The organism is [Lactobacillus] timonensis (assembly GCF_900240275.1).
Lineage (GTDB): Bacteria > Bacillota > Bacilli > Lactobacillales > Lactobacillaceae > Limosilactobacillus > Limosilactobacillus timonensis.
Map to the genome: position 1 here is coordinate 626,841 of NZ_LT964761.1, position 21,171 is coordinate 648,011.

Genomic DNA, 21,171 nt, shown 5'->3' on the forward strand with positions numbered 1-21,171 from the left:
CTCCAAATTTATTCTTCCATTGCAGCAACGACGTCATCAGCGCTTTCCGCCTTCAACAGGCTTTCAATAACTGATTCTTTACCCAATTTCTTGGCAAACATCGCCAGCATCTTTAGGTGGGTTTTAGCGCCCTCGCTGTCATCGCCAACGTCAAACAGCACGACGACCTTGGCCCCGGTGTCATCCAGTGACTCCCACGCCACTTCATGATTTAAGATGGCAATTGCCACCCCGTTCTTCTTTACCGTGGCGCTTTTTCCATGAGGAATAGCTACGTGGTTACCAATTCCCGTAGCTCCTTCTTTTTCCCGTTCATAAACGGACTGAACATAGTCATCAACAGATGTAATGTAGCCAGCATCGTAAAAACGCTTCGCAAGCGCCCGAATAACCTGGTCCTTATTGTCTGCTCGAAGATCAGTAATAATTGTCCTTTTATCAATAACTTGGTCTAAAGATAAATTCTCCATTAATCTAGCTCTCCATTTATAATTTTGCTTACCTCTTGGCGGGTCCCACTGGCTAAAAATGTCATAACATGGTCATTAGCAAGTTGGATAAAGAAGTCCTTCATTGCCAGCAAGTCACTTTTGGCAGCTTTTTCTGGCAACAAGATGAAAACAAACCTGCTAACTTCCTGTGTAGCATCCCACACTACCGGCAACGGTAGGCGTAAGTACAGTAGTGCTGCTTCGTTAACTAGTGGACTTTGCGTATGCGGGATTGCAAGGTTATCAGATAAAATCGTGTTGCCCTTTTCTTCTCGTTGCAGAAATTCTTGTTGAATTTCTGCCGCATCCCCAATTAACCCACGCTGCTGTAACATATTGCCGACAAATTGCAGCACCGCCATCTGGTCATCACCCGTAAAAGAGGTCATCCATTTTACTAACCTTTTCATGAGTTCAACATCCTTTTGCGAATTTCATCAACCTTCTTGTCCAAACGCTCCTGGTCTTCCAGGGTGAGAATGGCACTGACAATCAGCGTCGGCGCTTTAATCGTTCTGGGCAGTTCAATGGTCGAGATGATCAGATCAACACTCGGGTACTGGTCAATTTTGTCGGCCAATTCCCGGCTGGAAACCACGTCAATGATGTTCAGTTCTGAAAAACGTTTCTCCAGCTTGGCCTTCAACAACTGCGCCGTCCCAAAGCCGGTAGTGCAAACGGCTACTACGTTAATCGGCGGCCGTTTGTTCTCAGCAGCCTGAGCAAAGTACACCGTAATAAATCCCACTTCTTCATCGTCAATCTTGTTTAAGTCATAACGGCGGGAAAAGTCGGCAGTTGCCTGTTTAACCACTTTGAACAAGTGGGGGTATTCCAGGCTAATCTGCCCCAACAAGTTGTTCTTCACCTTGATGTTATTAGCTAGCCGGTTCAGCAACGGCTTAATATGGTTGGCCAGGTTAGTAAATAATTCATTACTATTGAGGTACCGGTACTGCGGATCCTGAGTCACCTTATCAATCAGGAAGTCTGTCACCGCTCGCACGCGGTCAGAGACATCATTGACGGTAATTGGTGAGTCATTAACTCGCGATGACGTTAAGTACTGGTATAAGTAATAAATTTCCATCTTCGGCAAGTTTGTATTCAAGTAACGGCTCAGGTTAGCTACCACCTGAGCACTAATCTTTAGCAATTTCGGATGCGCCTGCATGGTCTCGTTCTCTGCGGTTGTGAGTGGATAATCACTTTCCACCAGTGAGCCAACATTCTGATAGCGTTCAATCAGGACGTAAAGGTGTGAAAACAGGTTGACATTGTAGGGATATGGAATATCACTATCCATTTGTTCTTCAATGAATCCCAACTGGCGGGTAACGAATGACGCGTCACGTTTGCGAATGTACTGGTTTTCCTGAAGAAAGTGACTAATACTAATGACATCATCACTAACTAACAGCGAATTAATCGCTTTGCGAATGTCCAGTTCCTTCCCATCAATCCACACGTACTCATTTTTTCGGTAAACTGTCAGGTGGTACTTTGCCAACATCGTGCGAATAATTTTCAAGTCAGAAGAGACAACCGAGTCGCTAACGTAGAACTTACTAAAAACGGCTCTCACTTGTTGTTTCTCCGGTGAAGTAATCAACAGCTTTTTGATCACCTCATTACGCCGCTCAACCGTCGATAGGTTGCTAGCACTGTGTGGCACTCCTGAAGCATGCTTAACCTTCAGATAGTTCTGATAATTCAAGTGGTAACTGCGGCCCCGTCTGGAGTCAATTAATGGCGTCTCAGGAGACTCAGCATTAATTTTCTTAACATTTCTGACAATTGTTTTGGTAGAGACATGTAGAATTGTCGACAATTTGGAGCCAGCAACGTAACCATGGTGGTTTAACAGGTACGCAATTAATGATTGCTTAAATTGTTCTTTCATCACTGTCCCCCTTCCTCTACGCTTTTTATTCTATCGAAATGTCAAGAAACCGATTACATAACTGTGTCTGTTGATTAGGGACTTTTCAAAAAAGGGGTCTCTTGACTAAGGACATGAAGACATAACAAAAAGCACTAAAAGTCATGGCAACTTCTAGTGCTCTAACTTTATTCGATGTCTGGTCATTAACTACGCTCTACTGTAACTCAGTTCGTAACTAGGTATTGTTTCATCTTGCTGGGCAAATTTTGAAAGATACTATTTTTGAATTTCAAGAAATCTCTCAAACTGATTGGCATCTTCCGCAGTCAATCGACCAATCACTCTTAGCTGAAATTGATGTTTGCTCAAACGGCCAACCGTGATGGTGTCAATATATGATTGCTTATTTAACCCAGCATCCCGCCAATGCTCTATCGGAAAATATCGTTTCCGAATACGTGGCGACTTATTTTGGTATTTACTGGTAATCTTATAAAACATGATCATCCCGTTACGGTCTGAAATGATGAAAATTGGCCGTCGTTTTCCGTCACCAGGCCAGGAAACAAAAGCAATCGCTATATCACTAGTCCTCATCGAAAAACTCCTCAAAATCCTTTGAGCTGCGAATCTCTTTGACTGGCTTACGAGCAGATAACTGACGAATATGCAACTCTGTTTGCTGTTCTGGAGTTAGGGTAAAGCTTAACGGAATGCGGCCAGTAGCTGCAATTTCATGGTACAGAGCATTAATAACTGTCGTGGGCGTCAACCCTAGTTCATTAATAACTTCTTCAGCATCGTCCGCCAAATGACGGTCAATATTAACCTGTAACTTCTTACTTTTTCTCTTAACAGAGTCCATTATCATCACCTCATGATTATATAATACTCCATTGTTAACATAAGGACTACTAAAAAACCCCCGCCGCCATCACCATTAGTGACAGCCGCGAGGGCATTGCTTTGTTGACTTTATTTAGTTGGTATTACAGTGCTTGGTAAGCCTTAACCACGTTTTCAGTAGTAAAGCCGAGGTGCTTGATAACTTCAGGGCCCTTGCCACTTTCACCAAAGTGGTCAATCCCCATAACGTCACCATTCAAGCCAACGTACTTGTACCAGCTCATCGTGGCACCCATTTCAACGGCCAACCGCTTCGTGACAGCAGAAGGAAGGACACTTTCCTTGTATTCAGCTGATTGTTCGTCAAAGAGGTTCATGGATGGGACAGAAACGACCCGGACATCTTCGCCGTTGGCAGCCAGTTGCTTCTTAGCTTCCAGCGCCAGTGAAACTTCAGAACCGGCAGCCAGGATGATTCCGTCTGGAACGTCCTTAGTGGAGTCAGAAACAATGTAGGCACCCTTTTCAACCGGGGCGTCAACCGTTTCGGAGAGAACCGGCAACTTCTGACGTGATAGAACCAGCATCGTTGGCCGGTCAGTCGTCTTACCGATCAGCTTCCAAGCTGACAGAGTTTCGTTAGCGTCAGCTGGACGGATAACGTTCAGGTTTGGCATTGCCCGGAAACTAGTCAGCTGTTCGATTGGTTCGTGGGTCGGACCATCTTCACCAACGGCAATTGAGTCGTGAGTGCCGATGAAGACAGACGGCAGCTTCATCAGTGCGGCCAAACGGACAGCAGCCCGCAGGTAGTCAGTGAAGACGAAGAAGGTCGAACCAAAGGCACGGTTGCCGCCGTGAAGGTTCATCCCGTTAACGGCAGTTGCCATCCCGAATTCACGAACACCAAAGAAGACGTTCCGCCCTGCCGGGTTGTCCTTAGTAAAGTTACCATCATCAGCCAAGTAGGTCTTGTTAGAGGAAGCCAGGTCAGCGGCCCCACCCCAGAATTCTGGGTTATCCTTAGCTACTTGCTGGAGAATATCGTGACTAGCAACACGCGTTGCAATGGCATCACCAGGCTTGTATGACGTCGTCAGGTCATCAACCTTCAGCGTCTTGCGAGTCAGCTGGTCAGCTTCTGCAGGGTACTTGTCAGCGTATTCCTTGAACATCTTGCGCCATGCATCGTAAGCTGGCAGCTTGTCAGCAACAGCATCGTCGAAGAACTGGTGAATTTCATCAGTGAATTCGAACGGTGCTAGTTCCCAGTTGAAGAAGTCACGCATCTTGGCAACGTTTTCGTCACCCAGTGCGGAACCGTGAACGGCGTTGGTGCCGGCCTGTGGCGAACCATAACCAATCGTCGTCTTGATTTCGATCATTGATGGCTTGTCAGTCTTTTGTGCCTGGTGGATTGCGTCAACAATGGCATCAACGTCGGTGTTGCCATCGTCAACCTTGAAGTAGTCCCAACCAGCAGCTTCAACACGTTCCTTAACGTTTTCGTCGGTACTGAGGCTCAGCGGACCATCAAGTGAAACGTCGTTGGAATCGTAAAGGACGATCAGCTTGGAAAGACCCTTGTCACCAGCCAGGTTGATTGATTCTTCACTAAGGCCTTCCATCAGGTCACCGTCACCAATAATGGTGTAGGTGTAGTGGTCAACAACTGGGAAGCCCGGCTTGTTGTACATTGCAGCCAGGTGCTTTTCGGCCATTGCCATTCCGACAGACATTGCCAGCCCCTGTGAAAGCGGACCAGTAGTTGCGTCAACTCCGGCCGTGTGGCCATATTCTGGGTGACCTGGCGTCTTAGAGCCCAGTTGACGGAAGTTCTTCACGTCATCGAGGGTCAGACCAAAGTTGTTGAAGTACAGCAGACTGTACAGTAGTGAGGAACCGTGCCCTGCGGAGAGGACGAAACGGTCGCGGTTCAACCAGTCAGCGTCTTCGGGGTTGAAGTTCATGACCTTTTCCCACAGCCCGTAAGCCATCGGGGCAGCATCAATTGCCACACCCGGGTGGCCACTGTTGGCCTTTTCAATCATGTCGGTGCTCAAGAAGCGCAGCGCGTCAACAGCTTGCATTTCCTTTTTATCCATCAATTAATACCTCCATTATCAAAATGAACAACTAACCTACTTTTACAACTACCATATTAACAGGACTATGCAGCTAATGAATCCCAATTAATGTCTTTTGTAAGGATCAAAAAATGATCCTTGCACCTTGAAGTTAGGTTAGCTTTACTAAAAAATAACTACTGTGCCAACAATTTGAATGGTACTAGTAGTTATTCCTCATGTACATTAATTATTACTTTTCAGCATCAGTCTTTGGTGACTTCATGAACATACTTACCAGCACAACGATAACCGTGAAGGCAATAATGCTGAAGGCCAAGACAGTACCACCAAGGTGGCCAAGGTTACCAAGGATAATCCCTGGAACCAGGTAGTCAGTATCAGCGAAGGTTGAAGCAGCCATCTTCAGGTTCCCCAGTACTGGCAGAATGTAAAGTGGCAGCCAGCTGATAATCAGACTGTTAACAATCGCACCGATGATCGCACCACGACGACCACCCTTTGAGTTACCATAGATCGCAGCTGCGGCACCACAGAAGAAGTGACCAACAACCCCAGGAATGATAACAACGGTGTGCATTGCAACCATGGCAAACATACTGATCGTACCAACAGCAAAGCTGACGATGAAACCAAGCAGAACGGCGTTTGGTGCAAATGGGAAGATGATCGGCACGTCCAGGGCAGGCTTGGAGTTTGGCACGATCTTTTGGGCGATCCCTTGGAAGGCTGGAACAATTTCAGCAAGGATCATCCGGACACCCTGCAGCACAACGGCGAATCCGGCAGCGAAAGTACCAGCTTGAACGATGGCGAAGATAATGTAGTTCGTACCATCACTCAGCTTGCTTTCAACGAAGTGGGGGCCAGCGATGATGGCCAGGATGATGTAAACAATGGCCATCACGATAGTAATTGAAACAGTGGAGTCACGCAGGAAACCAAGTGACTTTGGCAGTTCGATGTCTTCAGTACTGTGCTTCTTGTCACCAAACCACTTACCAACTAAACCGGCAATGGCGTAACCAATGTTACCAGTGTGACCCATGGCAACTGTGTCACCGTGCGTGATTTCACGCATAAATGGCTGACAGAAAGCCGGAGTAACCGTCAGCAGTGTCCCTTCGAACAGACCGCCAAGCAGAATCGTCTGCCAGCTGCTGCCCATCCCGGCACTGATCAGCACAACGGCCGTCAGACAGGAAACGTACAGCATTGCCTGACCAGTCAGGAAGATGTACTTAAACTTCGTGAAACGAGCCAACAAAACGTTGACAATCATCCCGACCAGCATGATCAGGGCAGTAACTGAACCGTACTTAACCAGGGCAATGGCAACTACGGCTTCGTTACTTGGAACAACCCCTTGAACACCAAGGGCAAACTTGAACATCTTGGCAAATGGTGTCAGGGCGTTACTCAAAATAGTAGAACCACCAGTCAGGATCAAGAACCCAGCAAAGGTCTTGATGGTCCCCTGGATAGTTTCAGTGGCACTCTTCTTTTGCAGAAGAAGACCAATCAGCGCAATCAGACCAACCAGCAGGGCCGGCGTGGTTGCGATACTTTCAAATAGATTTAATAGTCCATTCATAGCTATCGTTAACCTCCAAATAATTGCTTAAGAAGTGGATCATTTACGAATAAATAATTGCTAACAAAGAGATTAAGCATAATCCCTTCTTAAGGTTTAGTCGTGGGCAATGCCTTCCTTATCAAGGATGGCGTTAACCTTTTCCTTCAGTTCGTTCGGGTCAACCAAACTCTTCAAAACAACAACCTTGTCTTTTGGCAGACTGCCAGCTGAAGTTTCCAGCGTTGGGTCGAGGAAGAAGTAGTCGGCCTGGTCAGCAGTTGCACTACCAACGTCTGAGTGGTCAACTTGGATGTCTTCCTTAACGTTTTCCTGCTTGAGCAGGTTCTGGATATTCATCTGAACCATGAAACTGCTACCCAAACCTGACTGACATAAAGCTTCAAACTTCATAATAAAGTCCTCCTAGTCCTTTAAAATGTCTAACACATCATCAACAGAAGTGGCGGCCAGCAATTGTTTTGTCCGGTCAGCATCCATCAAGACTGTTGAAAGCTCTTGAATCACTTTCAAGTGGCTGTTACTGTCCGTTGCGGCCAAAACAAACCACAACTTCACCGGGTGCTCATCACTCACTAAGTTCACCGGCTGGTTCGTCTTCATCAGTGCCAAACCAACCTTCTTAACACTCGGCCGCGGACGCGAATGGGCCAGGGCAATGTTAGGGCCAATGTTAATGTAGGGACCCTTGTCTTCAACCACGTCGATCATTGCGTCAACGTAGTCTTCACCGGCCGTGCCGTTATCGACTAACGGTTTGGCAGCCTGGCGAATCGCATCTTGCCATGTCAAATCACTACCGTCTACTACTTGAACTGTCTGTTGATCAAGTAAATCCAATGCCAAGTAATCACCTCATTTCTTGATCATTTATGATTGTCTTGATGATATAGTAATGTTCCCTTTCTCACAAGTGCAATGGCGATACTTGCTAAGGTGCAAAAAATGAACTACTATGTGAGGAAGCAAAACGATATTGGCGGTGATACTGATGAATTTAACTAACATTCGGCATGGTGAACAGCTGGTTAATGAACTAGTCAAAAGTGACGCAACGGTGCCGTTAACTACCCTGATTGAACACCTGGGGGTTTCGCGGCGGAGCGTTTTTTATACGATTAACCGGGTCAACGAGGAACTGACTGCCAGTAGTTTGGACGAGATCGAAAATATCCGCGGCATCGGCTACCGGTTGCCCGTTGCAACTAAAAAAGCCCTGCTGGTTGCGCAACCAGCAAGGAGGACGGCTACCACTTACCAGGAACTCTTTGCTGGCAACTTTCACTTTGCTTCCTTAGAGCCAGATGACCGGCGCCTGCTCGCCTTTTTCTGCCTGCTTTCGCGTCCGGCATCTTCCTTAACTGCACTAATGAAGCTTTTCGCCGTCAGCAAAAACACCATCATTAAGGACCTCGACTACTTAACCGGCCAGCTGCCTGCCGGGTTGGCCATCCACAACTCTAGCAAGGGTAAGCAAGTCAGTGGCGACGAAGCCATCAAACGTCGCTGGGTCTTTGAAAACTTCCGTCAATTAACCAAACTCATTGGTCAGCAATTAACCTTTACCGATTCAGCGCACTTTCGCGACCAGCTCAAATTGCTCGAGCGGATTACCGGCAATGCCTTTACTGACGACTCACTGAACCTCCTCGCACGCTTTACCCGCTGGCTGATTGAGCGTCAACAGACTCACCAGTTGCCGCCGCGTAAGTTAGCGAGCGCCGATTACTCTCTAACCTTTACCTGGGCCGCTAGTTTTCTCAACGACCTACACATTAGCTCGGCCGCTGAAGCCATGTTTCTAGCGGAAATCGTCAATACCCAGGCCTTCCAACACGTTGGCGCTGACAACCCGATGATCCCCCTCTTGCGGCCCATCGCCAGTCAGATGATCCGACGCTTCAACGAGGTGGCCGCCGTCGAATTGCCGACTTCCGACCACACCCTCAATAAAAAGCTGACTGTCCACCTCGTATCGACCTACTACCGGGTCAAGTACCACATCAACTACCGCAACCCGCTGGTCAACCAAATTAAGCACTCCTACCGGGAAACATTTGAGCTGGTTAAGCAGGCCGTCCAACCTTTCAACCAGTTCACCGGCGAGGCCCTGTCTGATGACGAAATTGCGCTGATTACGGTCTACTTTAGTGGAGCCCTCCGCAATACCGACCTGCCTGAAAAGGAAAAGCAAAGTGTCATGGTAATCTGCTCCAGCGGTATTGGAACTTCAGAACTGCTCATCTCACAGCTACGCAGCCGTTACCCGGGAGTAAGCTTTGTTGGTCCCTACAACACCTTCCAGTTTGAAAACCTCCGCTACCAGTCGATCAAGCTGGTTCTCAGTACCATTAGCCTGCCACAAATGCCGGAAAGGGTCCCGGTCATGACGGTTCCGGTCATCCCCGGCGAGGCCGATTGGCAACAAATCGGTGCCCGCCTCCAGGACGCCCACTTGATTGAAAGCCAGCACCAGGCAATCCAACTACCAACACTGATGGACATCATCGCCACCCACACCCGGATTGTTGACCCGCAGGGACTGGAAAACGACCTGAAGGCCTACCTCAATAACCAAACTCAGCGCCAACCCCACCTGACAACTAATGGTCAAACTACCGTCTCATTGGTCAATCAGCCGGTTACCTGGCAAGAAGCACTCCGTTTCAGCATGAACAAGCTGGTGGCAACTAACGCCATCACCGGCCAGTACGTCAGCAAGATCATCGAACTAACCAAAACCCACGGCGACTACATGGCCATCGGCAAGGGCGTCTTCCTTGCCCACGCGACACCGGAAGCCGGGGTCAATGAGCTTGGCTTTAGCTATACCTTCTTCCGCCACCCCTTCTGTGTCGACCACTCAGACAAGGAGATCAGCTTTGTTGTCGGCCTGGCCCCGGTTGACCAACGTCAACACCTGACGACCCTCAGCCGCCTGTTACAATGCATTCAAAATGAACAGTGGATGGGCAAGTTAAAGAAGGTCGAGCAGGTTGGTGAACTGACCGCGTTGTTAAGGGAGGGAAAGTTGTTGGAATAGGGTATAAAAGCGCTACGGCGATTGGAACAAAAAGTTATCATTTCGCAATAACTAACTTGTCTTTTTACGTATTTTAGAGTAAGAGGCTTGTTAACAATGAATTTATCATAAGAAGTCCAAAGAAAAACAATGACAAAGTTATTAAATACGGCAGAATTGCAATTCATGAACGAGAATGATAAGAGCTCTAGCCATCAAGAGTCCTATTTAGCAGCAATTGAGATTAAAGCAAGTCATATCGTGAATCTTGATATAAATAATGTTAGGTTTCACAAATTAACTATATCGAAAGAATGCTCCAGTTTATGTATCGACTTTTAGCAATGTACCGACAAACGAAAACGGATTGTCTATAATTAGTGTAGGTATGAACGCAAATATGTTTTAAGGGGGATTCTAATATGGAAAAGGGAATGCTAACTTTATCGAAGTGGGGAAACAGTTTGTCTGTTAGAATTCCCAAAAAAATATTGGAAACATTTCAATTAAGCAATCAAGATAAACTAACTTATTCAGTGGAAAAGGATCAAATTGTATTAAAACCTGTCAAAAAGGAAAGTCCCTTACGTAAAATGTTTGACGGGTTTGATACCAAAGCTTATTTTTCTGATGAACCGACAAACAAAGAGGACGACTGGCAATCACCTCAAGGAAAAGAAGACTTCTAATTGCCCAGTTAGCAATGGTAATTTTATATTGAAATGAGGTAAAAGCCGTGAATAGGTTTCAGGCTCCCAAACAGGGAGACATTCTATGGGTCAACTTGAATCCGACTCAAGGACATGAGCAACAAGGCAAACGTCCTGTTTTAGTTGTTTCAAATGATGATTTTAATGAACTATGTGGTGGCATGGTCAAAATTGCATCGATTACAAGTACAATGCGTCCATTTCCACTTCACGTTCAGGTGCCAGCAGGCTTACCTATTCATGGCATGGTAAAGCTGGAGCAAGAACGTTCTGTCGACTTGAGCTACCGTGGCTATGACTATGCTTGTCATACAGACAGCTAGTTCATGGCAAAGGTTTTGAAGATCATTGGTCGTACATATTAAAAAAGCTCAGAACAAAAGCTTATTTGGAACACACTCCAAACAAATAGTTAACACAAAAAGGGCTCTACACTAAATCCTGTTGATAGATTGCCAAAGTGGTAATCTGTTAACGGGATTTTTTCTTACAAAAAGGGAGCCATCACTGACTCCCTTCAGGAAAAATCTACGACCAAATAGCTTCTATCGAAAGGATGATTCAGGATGACTCCTAACAATGATTCTATCTGTTTTGCACTAGGAATGAAAGACTCCAATCTGATTTGGATGGATTATTTCTATGCCTTTATTAATTTGGCTAAGGGTACTCGCAAAAAGCTTTATCCCGATATTCGTAAATGTCGGATTTACGAATTTAAACTGCGCAATCAGCTAATCTCTTGCCCCAACTGTCATCACCGCCGCCTGGTAAAGTTTGGGTATTCTACGGTACAAACTGTTTTTACCACCGATGACGCCAGTCATCCGGTGTTTCTACGAATCCATAAGCAGCGCCTGCGTTGTAAAGATTGTCGACGAATTTTTATGGCTCAATCGAATGTGGTCCGTAAATACTGCCATATCGCTAATAAGGTCACCATGAGTTTTCAAGACGATCGCTCGCTAGAAAGTATTGCCCGTGACAATACGATCTCTCCAAGCACGGTCCTGCGTTATTTAGACGCAAGTCGCTCCATCGCTCCCTTATACCAACGCCAGTTGCCTACTAACCTCGCGATGGACGAATTTCGCGGTGTTCATCGTCAACTGCACTTTATCTGTATTGACAACGATCACCATCGCATTCAAACGATCCTGCCGGATCGCTTTAAGCGGACGATTGAGAACTATTTTCTAAGCTTCACTCCTGCGGAAAGATCCCGGGTAAAGACCATTTCAGTGGACTTAAACAGTTACTACCAAGACATTGCCCGTCGCTTTTTTCCCCACGCCGAAATTATCATCGATCGTTTTCATATTATTGCCATGATGACTCGTGCTTTCAATCAGTATCGGGCCCAAGCCATGAAACAATTCCCGAAAACCAGTCGCCAGTACCGACTGTTAAAGTTTAGCTGGCAACTTTATCTCAAATCTGCGACGAATCTTTCTTACGAGCATGAATATTATGATCGTCACCTTCGTCAGAAGGTTACCAGTGGTGAGCGCGTGGATTTAGGGTTGGCTATTGATGATCGCTTACGAGCCGACTACCAGTTTCTACAAAATGTTATGCAAAACCTAAAACAANACGAGCATGAATATTATGATCGTCACCTTCGTCAGAAGGTTACCAGTGGTGAGCGCGTGGATTTAGGGTTGGCTATTGATGATCGCTTACGAGCCGACTACCAGTTTCTACAAAATGTTATGCAAAACCTAAAACAACGCAATCTCGATCAACTGACCGAAAGCCTCTATCCGCGCGCTGAGCTTAGTCCGCAGATAACCGCTGTCTTACACACCCTCAGGCATAATCTCATGTACGTCCTTAACGCCTCACGATTTGACTACAGTAACGGGACCATTGAGGGGATCAATCGGATGATTAAACAAATTCAACGCACTGCTTTTGGTTTCAGAAATTACGACCACTTAGTCTATCGCATTCATTTCCGTCAAATGGCACAAAAAAAGAATCAAGCCGCTTAAGCCTGATTCTTACCTGTCAACAGGATTTGACAAAGAGCCCAAAAAAGCCACCGGGTCGTAAACCAGCTCACCCTCCATGACACACAAAAAAGCGGGACCGGATAATTCCGATCTCGCTTTTCTGATTTAGTTGTCAGCCTGATTAGTTCAAACCGCTCCACTTCCAGTTAGTAACTTCTGGAAGGTCTTTACCTTCGTCACGGATGAATTGGTTGTGACGAGCAACCATGTCGTCCATCTTCTGAGCAAAGGCCATCGTGCTTTGTTCGTAGCCAGGTACGCTTTGGATAGCGTCCTTAGCCAAGTGGAAGCGGTCAAGTTCGTTCAGAACACGCATGTCGAATGGAGTGGTGATGTCACCATTTTCTTCGTAGCAGTGGATGTGAACGTTCTTGTTGTGACGGTCGAAGAAGATGTCCTTGATCATGGAGTCGAAGCCGTGCCATGCGAAGATAACCGGCTTGTCAGTCGTGAAGTAGGAGTCGAATTCGGCGTCAGACAGACCATTCTTGTTGATCTTTTGGCTCTGAAGCTTCATGATGTCAACAACGTTGATGTAACGAATCTTCAGGTCAGGGAAGTTCTTGTGCAGCAGGTCAATAGCTGCCAGAGATTCTTCAGTTGGTTCAGTACCAGCTGAGGCGAAGACAACATCTGGTTCTTGACCCTGGTCAGTAGAAGCCCAGTCGATGTACTTGAGACCGTTCTTAACGATTTCAGTAGCTTCATCGATCTTGAACCACTGTGCACGTGGGTGCTTGGAAGTTACCAGCACGTTGATGCATTCAGTGTCACGGAATGCCTTGTCACCAACAGCCAATAGTTCGTTAGTGTCAGCTGGCAGGTATTCGTGAACAAGGTCTGGACGGTTCTTTTCGAACAGGTGAGTCAGCAGACCTGGATCCTGGTGAGTGTACCCGTTGTGGTCTTGTTGGAAGACAGTGGAAGTGTCCACGAAGTTCAGTGATGGGTAGTCCTTACGCCAGTATTGTTCCTTAGCCTTCCGCAGCCACTTCATGTGCTGAGTCAGCATGGAGTCAACAACACGACCGAATGATTCGTAGGTTGCGAAGAAACCATGACGGCCAGTCAGAACGTAACCTTCAAGCCAGCCTTCAGCTTGGTGTTCTGACAGTTGTGAGTCGATAACACGACCGTGTGGTGCCAGATCTTCGTCGTTTGGTTCGTGGATGTTTTCCATCCATTGACGCTTGGAACCATCAAGCAGGTCGTACAGACGATTTGACTTGGATTCGTCTGGACCGAAACCACGGAAAGTAGTTGGGTTCAGTTCAGAAACCTTTTGCAGCCACTTAGCCCATTCAATCATGTCCTGCTTAACAACAGTACCATGGCCGTCCATTTCTACGGCGAAGTCACGGTAGTCTGGCAGGCGCAGCGGCTTAGGATCAATCCCACCGTTAGTGATTGGGTTGGTTGCCATCCGTTGGTCTGGTTCCGGAACGTTTTCTTCAACGATTGCCTTTGGGGCACCGTTTTCGTCAAACAGTTCTTCTGGCTTGTATGACTTCATCCAGTCAACCAGCATGTCCTTGTGTTCCATGTGTTCTTGGTCTACCGGAATCGGAATCTGGTGAGCACGGAATGAGTTTTCAATTGGGTTGCCGTTCAAGTCAGCCTTTGGACCAGTCCAGCCCTTTGGTGCACGCAGGATAATCATTGGCCATTGTGGCATGCTGTCATCGTTGTTTTCACGAGCGTTCTTTTGGATGCTCTTGATTTCTTCAACAACGGCGTCCAGCGTCTTGGCCATTTCTTCGTGAACCTGCATGTGGTCCTTGTAGCCGTTGAATTCACCCTCGCGGTCAGCTTGCTTGTAAGCTGAAACGAAGTGTGGCTTCCAGCCCATCCCTTCGAAGTACTTTGTCAGGTCTTCATCGCTCATCCGGGAAACGATGGTTGGGTTAGAAATCTTGAAACCGTTGATCTGCAGAATTGGCAGAACAGCACCGTCAGTGATTGGGTTGATGAACTTGTCTGAGAACCATGAAGTTGCCAGTGGGCCAGTTTCGGCTTCACCGTCACCGATTTCAACCGCGGCAATCACGTCAGGGTTGTCCAGAATTGCACCAACACCGTGTGACAGTGAGTAACCCAGTTCCCCACCTTCGTGGATGGAACCTGGAGTTTCTGGGGCAGCGTGTGAAGCAGTTCCACCTGGGAAGGAGAAGTGCTTGAACAGCTTAGCCATACCTGCTTCATCCTGAGTGAATTCAGGGTAGATGTCAGTGTATGAACCGTCCAGGTATGAGTTGTTAACCATTACCTGGCCACCGTGACCGGAACCTTCGATGTAGAACATGTCCAGACCGTACTTCTTAATTACACGGTTCAAGTGTGCGTAAATGAAGTTTTGCGGAACAATCGTCCCCCAGTGACCAATCGGCTTCGGCTTAACGTCTGAAGCCTTCAGTTCACGACGGAGCAGCGGGTTGTGCATCAGGAACAGGGTACCTACTGAAAGGTAGTTAGCTGCACGCCAGTATGCGTCAACGCTTTCCAAGTATTTCTTGGAATCGTAGTCTACTGCCATAAATTCAACACTCCTTAAATAAAATCTATCCAAAACAGACACAACGTAAATCACTCAATTTACGCAATTATCGTATCACAAATTGGGATAAAGTCAACCTTTATAAAAATTGATACGGTCCAATTACAAACCCCCGTCACTATGGGCTTGTAACGGGGTTAATGACCCTTGTTAACAAAAATTTCAAACAATAATTACTCATTATTCAAGTTAACGAAGGTGTTGTATTTCATGTACTGGTAATGGACCCGCATATTCGATACTTCAAACGGTGTCCCATCGTCTAGGAAGAAGATCCCTTCCATCACGCCGACCGGCTCCGTCACTGACAAGTTCAGTTGCTGCTGGTCATCAACCGTCGAGGGCGAAACAGAAATCGTCATAAAGGACCGGGTAACGGCCTTCCCTTTTTCTTGCTGCAAATAGTTGAAGATCGAACCCTCAACGATTGCTGGCGACAAGGTCGGGGTAATCTTAATCGGGATGTAGCCCGTCTCCACCATAAACGGTTGACCATCCACCAGCCGCAGCCGGCGAATTTGGTAAACAAAATCATCCTTTTCTAAGAAAAGGTCCTGCTGGATATCCGGACTGGCCGGAACCACCTGGTAATCCAACAGCTTAATTCCCTGTTTTTTTCCGGCAAGGCGAAAACTATCAGTAATCCCCAGGTTGCTGCCTTCGTAGTTAAACATCGCCCGGTTCTTGAGGTAGAGGGGGTTAATGAAGGTGCCGGAACCCCGTTTCTTGAAAATAATTCCCTGCTGGGCGAGAATCCCCAGCGCGCGCTTAATCGAGCTGCGGGAAACTTCGTAATCCTTGCTCAAGGACCGTTCATCTGGCAGTTTCATCGCCGAGTACGACCCCGCCAAAATCTTGCCCTTAATATCGCGCATCACCTTGCGGTAAACCAAATCTGACATTCAAAATTGCTCCTTACTGTCACCAATTGTTGGCCGCGTTATAATATACTCAATAGTAGTATACCAAACTTTTTAAAATTGGTTACCTATATTGGCAAAATTGGACCGTTCCAGATTATTTTTTCGTTGTAAAGGAGTTTTCTATTACTCATGAGTAAAAAGAAAAAACGTTTGAAAAAGACCCAGGTAGAGCAGATTCTCGACCAACACCACGTTCCTTACAAGTCGGCCGTTTTTGCGACCCACCAGGATGGCGACGTGCAGAGTTTTACCCTCGGCCGGGAAACTGAAGACGAACACCGGATTTACAAAACACTGGTGCTCAGTGGCAAGGAGACCGGCCCGCTCGTCGGGGTCGTGCCGGTTGACTCACACCTTGATGAAAAAGCGCTCGCCCGTGTTTCCGGCAACAAAAAAGTCGACATGGTGCCGCTCAAAAAGCTCCTGAAGACGACCGGCTACGTGCACGGCGCTAATACCCCGGTGGGAATCTACGAAAAGCACCATTACCCAATCTTCATTGATAACGATGCGAAAAAGTCAGAGACAATCTTCGTCTCGGCGGGTAAGATCGGCCGTTCGGTGGAAATTAACGCTGACGACCTCGCCCAACTGGTTAACGCCCAATTTGCCGACTTGCAGCAGCACTAAGCACACAGAAAGGTTGATTAACAGATGGATATTGAAAAACAAAAACGTTCAGCATGTACGACGGTCCTCGTTGGTAAGAAGGCGACGATTGATGGTTCGACGATGGCTGCCAGAAACGACGATACTTTCAGCCCGCTGAACCCGATGAAACTGGTTGTCTACCCGGCCTACCACGACCAGGACAGCACCGTGAAGTCATATCTCAACCACTTCGTTGGCCAGCGGCCGCGTGACGGCTACCGTTACCAGGGGACGCCAAACATCGACCTGAAAAACGAAGGGGTTTACGACGAAAGCGGCTTTAACGAGAAAAACGTCGGCATGAGTGCCACCGAAAGTGTCTACGCTAACGAACGGGTCCTCGCTTACGACCCGCTGAACACCGAATCCGGGATTAACGAAGACGTCATTGTTGCCATGACCCTGCCGTTTATTAACAGCGCCCGCGAAGGGGTTTCCTACCTCGGCGGTCTGGTTGCCAAGTACGGGTCCGCGGAAGGCAACGGAGTCATCTTCTCCGATAAGAACGATATCTGGTACATGGAAATCGTTACTGGTCACCACTGGGTTGCCCAACGGATCCCGGATGACTGTTACGCCGTCACCGGTAACCGGGTTGCCATCCAGGAAGTCGACTTTGACGACCCGCAGAACTTCATGTGGTCCGACGGCATCCAGGACTTCGTTGCAAAGCACCACCTTAACCCGGACCTGGACGGCTGGAACTTCCGGCGGATTTTCGGGACGGCCAACGTCTTTGACCAGCACTACAACACCAGCCGGCAATGGTACGGCCACCTGGTTCTCAGCCCAGAAGTCAAGCTCGACCCGCTGGACTTCAACCTGCCATTTATCATGAAGGCCGACCACAAGATTACCCTGAAAGAAGTTCAACAAGTCCTCAGCAGCCACTACCAGGGGACTGTTTATGACCCGCTGGGCCACGAAGGAACTGACGAGCAGAAGCACTTCTTCCGGCCAATTTCACTGAACCGGACGCAAAACTCCCACGTTCTGCAAGTTAAGCCGGACCTGCCGGAAGCTGCGTCAACAATTCTGTGGTTGTGCTTCGGGATCCCGTCATTCACGCCGTACGTTCCGTTCTTTGGTAACGCAGCCGACATGGACCCATCATATGCCAACACGCCAATGAAGATGGACGTTGACTTTAAGAGCGCCTACTGGATGTACCGCGGGCTGTCAATGCTGGTTGAATCACACCTCAGCCAGTTCACCAAGGCCGATGACGACTACCTGAAGGATGCTCGTCAATACTTCTACACTTGGATTGACAAGGTTGCCCCACAAGTCGAAGGCTTCACCAACAACGAGGCCAGCGAAATCCTCAGCAAGAACCAGCACGAACTGGTCGCTGAAATGGCTAAGCGGACAAAGAAGCTGATGGCCGACTTAATGATGCACGGTCTTCAGTTGTCGGACTTAACTTTCGTCATGGACAAGAACCTGTAATTAGTTGAACAAGTAAAATGGGTCGCGAACAAATCGCGACCCATTTTTTATTTAGATGAAGAAGAGTAATCCGACAACTGCCAGTTCAGTGCCGACAACCAATACGGCACCCGTCAGCAACCAGCGGGGCATCACAGAATTCGACTTGCCGTTAACCAACTGACGGGAAATGATTGCCACCCATTGTGACCCGGCTGCCAACAGTAGCAGGTCGGCCAGTGACACGACGCTAAAAAGGCTGGCGACTGATGTTTGCCATAGTTGCCAGCAGCCGATCAATCCGTACACACTGACACTGAGCTCGCTAGCAATCACCACGCCCGCGGCTAGTTGGTCTACCGGCCGACAAGCAGCCTTCAACAAGCACGGCAAGTTAGGGAGATGAAAGCCTCCTAAGCCGACAACAACTGCGGCTGCTGCCACTAAGCAAAGGCCACTAGGGAAAATTGGCCACCCCAGCACCGCTGCCACCAACCAAGTTGCCGTCGACACTGTCAGAGATGGCTGCTGTTTTGCTGGCGTAGCGGTCGCCAGCACAAAGTAATTGCCCACTAGTGCCTGTGCAGCCACAATCACGGTTGCCACCACTAGCAACCAAGTGATTCTCGTTGGTAAAAGCAAGTCCCCCGGGCGGGACCAGCAGACCACCAGGCCGACCATTATCAGAATGGATAATAGCCAGCTGGCCGCCTTGTACTGGGTCGTCTGCACTACCGCTCCTTCCTGACGATAGATCACTAATAAGTTGAAGACGTTCAACACAAAACAGACTGCCCCGAGGAACAGCCAAAATATTTCACTATCGAGCGTCAATTTAGCCGGTGTCTGCCCTGAGAAGCGTAACATTGCCAGCCAATCCCACCGCAACGCTGCCAGGATCAACGGGAGACTCGTAACGACCGCCAGCGGTTGGCGACACCACTTATCCACCAGTCATCACCCCCGCTTTTTCACTGCGTTGATTGGTTGCGGGGCTTCGTCGCCCTTCATAATTGAAAGAACGGCGCTGGCGGCCAACCAGTTACCCAGGGCGTTAACGGCAATCCGCATCAGCCGGCCATCATTGTCGGCAAAGCGGTCGCTGGTCGGCAACTCCTGCCCAGCAAATTTGGCGTTGAGCAGGTCAACAAAGTAATCATAAACCACCTTCGGGTAGGCGTTAATTGTCAGCTGGTTAATCCCGTCCTTAATGGATGTCAGCGGAAAAAGGTTCTTCAGCAGCGAAATAACCATGATGGTCGCAATTTGGTGCCGACCATAGCGCTTATTCACCGGTGCGATGACCATCCCGTGCTTAACGTAGTTGTTGACCATCGAACGGGTGACTGGTGGCAGGTTTAACCCGTTTAGCGGCTCGTTAACTACTTTCACCACCTGGTCAACGTAGAGTTCAATGTCTGGCAATTCGTCCCAGTGCACTAGTTGAACTTTAGCTAACCGTTCTTGATACTTCTTAAAGCGTTCCACTCTCTTTCACCTCATTGCTTAATCCGATTGATTGGTTGACCAACTGATCCGTCGTCATCGCCCGCGCAATGGCCTTCACCAGTTGATCACGATTCAGTTGCAAGCTGGCCACCGGCTGGTTTTCCGGCGTGATCACACTTGGTGAAATCACATCGGTCAGCCGTGGCACCCTAATAACAGTATACGGGATCTCGAGTTCGTCGACCATTTTAACGGCGTACTGGTGGGCGAATAATAAGTCTTGATAATCATCCCCGTACAGTTGCCGCAATCCGGCCTCATCAACGTCGTTACAAATACCGGCCGCCGCGAGCATCACAATCTTCGCTGGGGCGTGGCCGTCATCAACGAGTTGGACTAATCCCATTACGAGCTCGTCGACCGGTGCTTTGCGGGGGGCCAACCAGCATAGCGTTGCTGCCAGCGGCAGTTGCCGGCTAAACTGTGGGTAGATAGCCACTGGCGCCGGGGCGAGCTCTTTTTTGAGTGCCGCCGTCAACTGGTCCTCATGCTGATTAACAATTGCTAATGGTGCTTGCAAGATGAGCCTCCTTAGTAGGCGAGCAGTTCGTCCTCAATTGTGGCATCCTGGATGCGGACGTCAGTGATTGTATTTTGCTCCAGCAGCGGTAACAATGCCTGGATGTTGCCGGAAAATAACAGGCGGGTTTCGTGTTCAGCCTCTTCCAGTAGGCGGGCCCCCACCCGTTCGGCAGTTTCCGATGGAAAACCACTCCCGGTGATCGTCACAACACAGTCCGTGCTGTCATGGGTTGGCAGCTGACGAGTGGAAGTGAGGTGGCCGCGGTCAAAGTAATACATCACGTCCGCCCATTTGAGCATCGTTGTCACGTCAGAACTGCTCATCACGACCAGCGCGTTCGTTTTTTGACAATAGTCCTTTAATAGGGACCAAACTTTCGGCACATCTCCGGCCAACAGCTGGTCAAACTCCTGTCCCAGCATGATGACTGGTGAACAGAGGATGGTCGGTACCAGTACCTGGATCAGCCGTTCTTGTTCCGTCGTTAATTCCTTTAAGCGGACATTCCCGTCGATATTAAAGGCCCGCAGAAGCTGCGCGGCTTGTTCCCAGTGGATTGCGTCGGGAAACTTATTAATTAAGTGCTGGAGCCACTTATCCAACCGCTTCCGTGGTTTGATTCGCAACTCACCCGCCACACTGACCATTTCCTCGACTTGCCGCTTAATCCGGCTAACCGGCTGACCATCAATGGTTAGTTGTCCATCAATGTCCTTAATCTGACTCCGTAAAGCCATTGCCAGTGCCGGGATTAGTTCAGTGTCGTTACTACAGATTGCCACAATCTGTGGCGATTGCCATTCAAAACTGACGTTAAAGAGCTCGCTGCCGTTTGATGACGTCAAGTTTAGCTCGTTTGCCGTAATCTCGGTCACTGTTAACTCCCCCAAACGATGATTTCCTTTTTATCATAATACAGTTTTTTCCCGTGTG

The 21,171-nt window shown here is 48.2% G+C and carries 21 protein-coding genes; 6 read left to right on the forward strand and 15 right to left on the reverse strand.

What is annotated here, in order from left to right; all coding sequences use genetic code 11:
* Positions 1-8 precede the first annotated feature (8 nt).
* The 9 genes from C1710_RS03035 to C1710_RS03075 form a co-directional block, all read right to left on the reverse strand.
* Entirely contained in the window at positions 9-470 is a 462-nt protein-coding gene (locus C1710_RS03035; protein ID WP_102279888.1) for a PTS sugar transporter subunit IIA, read from the reverse strand.
* Entirely contained in the window at positions 470-901 is a 432-nt protein-coding gene (locus C1710_RS03040) for a PTS sugar transporter subunit IIA (RefSeq protein ID WP_102279890.1), read from the reverse strand. The genes C1710_RS03035 and C1710_RS03040 overlap by 1 nt, the downstream gene beginning before the upstream one ends.
* Complete coding sequence (locus C1710_RS03045; protein WP_102279892.1) at positions 898-2,394, reverse strand: BglG family transcription antiterminator; 1,497 nt, start codon at positions 2,392-2,394, stop codon at positions 898-900. Before C1710_RS03045 ends, C1710_RS03040 begins: the two co-directional genes overlap by 4 nt.
* Positions 2,395-2,652: 258 nt before the next feature.
* On the reverse strand, positions 2,653-2,973 hold the full coding sequence (locus C1710_RS03050) for a MazF family toxin-antitoxin system (protein WP_102279894.1): 321 nt from the start codon (positions 2,971-2,973) through the stop codon (positions 2,653-2,655).
* Positions 2,963-3,241 (reverse strand): type II toxin-antitoxin system RelB/DinJ family antitoxin, encoded by a 279-nt coding sequence (locus C1710_RS03055; protein WP_180961288.1) that lies wholly within the window; start codon positions 3,239-3,241, stop codon positions 2,963-2,965. The genes C1710_RS03050 and C1710_RS03055 overlap by 11 nt, the downstream gene beginning before the upstream one ends.
* A gap of 124 nt (positions 3,242-3,365) precedes the next feature.
* A complete protein-coding gene (gene tkt, locus C1710_RS03060) occupies positions 3,366-5,327 on the reverse strand; it encodes a transketolase (RefSeq protein ID WP_102279898.1) in 1,962 nt (653 codons plus the stop codon).
* Positions 5,328-5,541: 214 nt separating this feature from the next.
* Positions 5,542-6,903, reverse strand: a complete 1,362-nt coding sequence (locus tag C1710_RS03065) for a PTS ascorbate transporter subunit IIC (RefSeq protein WP_102279900.1) — start codon at positions 6,901-6,903, stop codon at positions 5,542-5,544.
* 96 nt (positions 6,904-6,999) lie between these two features.
* Positions 7,000-7,296: a PTS sugar transporter subunit IIB gene (locus tag C1710_RS03070; RefSeq protein WP_102279901.1), complete on the reverse strand. Its 297-nt coding sequence runs from the start codon at positions 7,294-7,296 to the stop codon at positions 7,000-7,002.
* Positions 7,297-7,308: 12 nt separating this feature from the next.
* On the reverse strand, positions 7,309-7,749 hold the full coding sequence (locus C1710_RS03075) for a PTS sugar transporter subunit IIA (protein ID WP_102279903.1): 441 nt from the start codon (positions 7,747-7,749) through the stop codon (positions 7,309-7,311).
* A 145-nt stretch (positions 7,750-7,894) separates the two neighbouring features.
* Between C1710_RS03075 and C1710_RS03080 the strand changes: the two genes are divergently transcribed.
* From C1710_RS03080 to C1710_RS03095, 4 genes are all read left to right on the forward strand, one after another.
* A complete protein-coding gene (locus tag C1710_RS03080) occupies positions 7,895-9,946 on the forward strand; it encodes a BglG family transcription antiterminator (protein ID WP_146002361.1) in 2,052 nt (683 codons plus the stop codon).
* Between the two features lie 401 nt (positions 9,947-10,347).
* Positions 10,348-10,614, forward strand: a complete 267-nt coding sequence (locus tag C1710_RS03085; RefSeq protein WP_102279906.1) for an AbrB/MazE/SpoVT family DNA-binding domain-containing protein — start codon at positions 10,348-10,350, stop codon at positions 10,612-10,614.
* A 47-nt stretch (positions 10,615-10,661) separates the two neighbouring features.
* Positions 10,662-10,958 carry a type II toxin-antitoxin system PemK/MazF family toxin gene (locus C1710_RS03090; RefSeq protein WP_102279907.1) on the forward strand — a complete coding sequence of 99 codons (297 nt, stop codon included), beginning with the start codon at positions 10,662-10,664 and terminating at the stop codon, positions 10,956-10,958.
* Between the two features lie 306 nt (positions 10,959-11,264).
* Entirely contained in the window at positions 11,265-12,629 is a 1,365-nt protein-coding gene (locus tag C1710_RS03095; RefSeq protein WP_456243168.1) for an ISL3 family transposase, read from the forward strand.
* A 142-nt stretch (positions 12,630-12,771) separates the two neighbouring features.
* On the opposite strand, the gene C1710_RS03100 is transcribed toward C1710_RS03095, so the two are convergent.
* Both C1710_RS03100 and C1710_RS03105 read right to left on the reverse strand, forming a co-directional pair.
* Positions 12,772-15,183 carry a phosphoketolase family protein gene (locus C1710_RS03100; RefSeq protein ID WP_102279911.1) on the reverse strand — a complete coding sequence of 804 codons (2,412 nt, stop codon included), beginning with the start codon at positions 15,181-15,183 and terminating at the stop codon, positions 12,772-12,774.
* A gap of 194 nt (positions 15,184-15,377) precedes the next feature.
* The gene (locus tag C1710_RS03105; RefSeq protein WP_102279913.1) at positions 15,378-16,106 is read right to left on the reverse strand and encodes a GntR family transcriptional regulator; all 729 of its coding nucleotides are present in this window, start codon (positions 16,104-16,106) and stop codon (positions 15,378-15,380) included.
* A 150-nt stretch (positions 16,107-16,256) separates the two neighbouring features.
* Here C1710_RS03105 and ybaK point away from each other — a divergent pair, with 150 nt between their 5' ends.
* Both ybaK and C1710_RS03115 read left to right on the forward strand, forming a co-directional pair.
* Positions 16,257-16,757 (forward strand): Cys-tRNA(Pro) deacylase, encoded by a 501-nt coding sequence (ybaK, locus tag C1710_RS03110; RefSeq protein WP_102279915.1) that lies wholly within the window; start codon positions 16,257-16,259, stop codon positions 16,755-16,757.
* Between the two features lie 24 nt (positions 16,758-16,781).
* The gene (locus C1710_RS03115; RefSeq protein ID WP_102279918.1) at positions 16,782-18,227 is read left to right on the forward strand and encodes a C69 family dipeptidase; all 1,446 of its coding nucleotides are present in this window, start codon (positions 16,782-16,784) and stop codon (positions 18,225-18,227) included.
* A gap of 51 nt (positions 18,228-18,278) precedes the next feature.
* Here C1710_RS03115 and C1710_RS03120 read toward each other — a convergent pair whose 3' ends face one another.
* Genes C1710_RS03120 through C1710_RS03135 form a run of 4 tightly spaced genes read right to left on the reverse strand, consistent with a single transcriptional unit; the run spans position 18,279 to position 21,113 of the window.
* Complete coding sequence (locus C1710_RS03120; RefSeq protein WP_102279921.1) at positions 18,279-19,157, reverse strand: hypothetical protein; 879 nt, start codon at positions 19,155-19,157, stop codon at positions 18,279-18,281.
* 6 nt (positions 19,158-19,163) lie between these two features.
* Entirely contained in the window at positions 19,164-19,694 is a 531-nt protein-coding gene (locus C1710_RS03125) for a DUF1836 domain-containing protein (protein WP_102279924.1), read from the reverse strand.
* Positions 19,681-20,235 (reverse strand): Rossmann-fold NAD(P)-binding domain-containing protein, encoded by a 555-nt coding sequence (locus C1710_RS03130; protein ID WP_102279926.1) that lies wholly within the window; start codon positions 20,233-20,235, stop codon positions 19,681-19,683. The genes C1710_RS03125 and C1710_RS03130 overlap by 14 nt, the downstream gene beginning before the upstream one ends.
* Positions 20,236-20,246: 11 nt before the next feature.
* Positions 20,247-21,113: a multidrug ABC transporter ATPase gene (locus C1710_RS03135; protein ID WP_146002362.1), complete on the reverse strand. Its 867-nt coding sequence runs from the start codon at positions 21,111-21,113 to the stop codon at positions 20,247-20,249.
* Positions 21,114-21,171: the final 58 nt, after the last annotated feature.

What these genes read in the sequence shown, in the direction of transcription:
- C1710_RS03035 (WP_102279888.1), bottom strand. Translation starts at nt 470, where the DNA reads ATGGAGAATTTATCTTTAGACCAAGTTATTGATAAAAGGACAATTATT.
- C1710_RS03040 (WP_102279890.1), bottom strand. Translation starts at nt 901, where the DNA reads ATGAAAAGGTTAGTAAAATGGATGACCTCTTTTACGGGTGATGACCAG.
- C1710_RS03045 (WP_102279892.1), bottom strand. Translation starts at nt 2,394, where the DNA reads ATGAAAGAACAATTTAAGCAATCATTAATTGCGTACCTGTTAAACCAC.
- C1710_RS03050 (WP_102279894.1), bottom strand. Translation starts at nt 2,973, where the DNA reads ATGAGGACTAGTGATATAGCGATTGCTTTTGTTTCCTGGCCTGGTGAC.
- C1710_RS03055 (WP_180961288.1), bottom strand. Translation starts at nt 3,241, where the DNA reads ATGGACTCTGTTAAGAGAAAAAGTAAGAAGTTACAGGTTAATATTGAC.
- tkt (WP_102279898.1), bottom strand. Translation starts at nt 5,327, where the DNA reads ATGGATAAAAAGGAAATGCAAGCTGTTGACGCGCTGCGCTTCTTGAGC.
- C1710_RS03065 (WP_102279900.1), bottom strand. Translation starts at nt 6,903, where the DNA reads ATGAATGGACTATTAAATCTATTTGAAAGTATCGCAACCACGCCGGCC.
- C1710_RS03070 (WP_102279901.1), bottom strand. Translation starts at nt 7,296, where the DNA reads ATGAAGTTTGAAGCTTTATGTCAGTCAGGTTTGGGTAGCAGTTTCATG.
- C1710_RS03080 (WP_146002361.1), top strand. Translation starts at nt 7,895, where the DNA reads ATGAATTTAACTAACATTCGGCATGGTGAACAGCTGGTTAATGAACTA.
- C1710_RS03085 (WP_102279906.1), top strand. Translation starts at nt 10,348, where the DNA reads ATGGAAAAGGGAATGCTAACTTTATCGAAGTGGGGAAACAGTTTGTCT.
- C1710_RS03100 (WP_102279911.1), bottom strand. Translation starts at nt 15,183, where the DNA reads ATGGCAGTAGACTACGATTCCAAGAAATACTTGGAAAGCGTTGACGCA.
- C1710_RS03105 (WP_102279913.1), bottom strand. Translation starts at nt 16,106, where the DNA reads ATGTCAGATTTGGTTTACCGCAAGGTGATGCGCGATATTAAGGGCAAG.
- ybaK (WP_102279915.1), top strand. Translation starts at nt 16,257, where the DNA reads ATGAGTAAAAAGAAAAAACGTTTGAAAAAGACCCAGGTAGAGCAGATT.
- C1710_RS03115 (WP_102279918.1), top strand. Translation starts at nt 16,782, where the DNA reads ATGGATATTGAAAAACAAAAACGTTCAGCATGTACGACGGTCCTCGTT.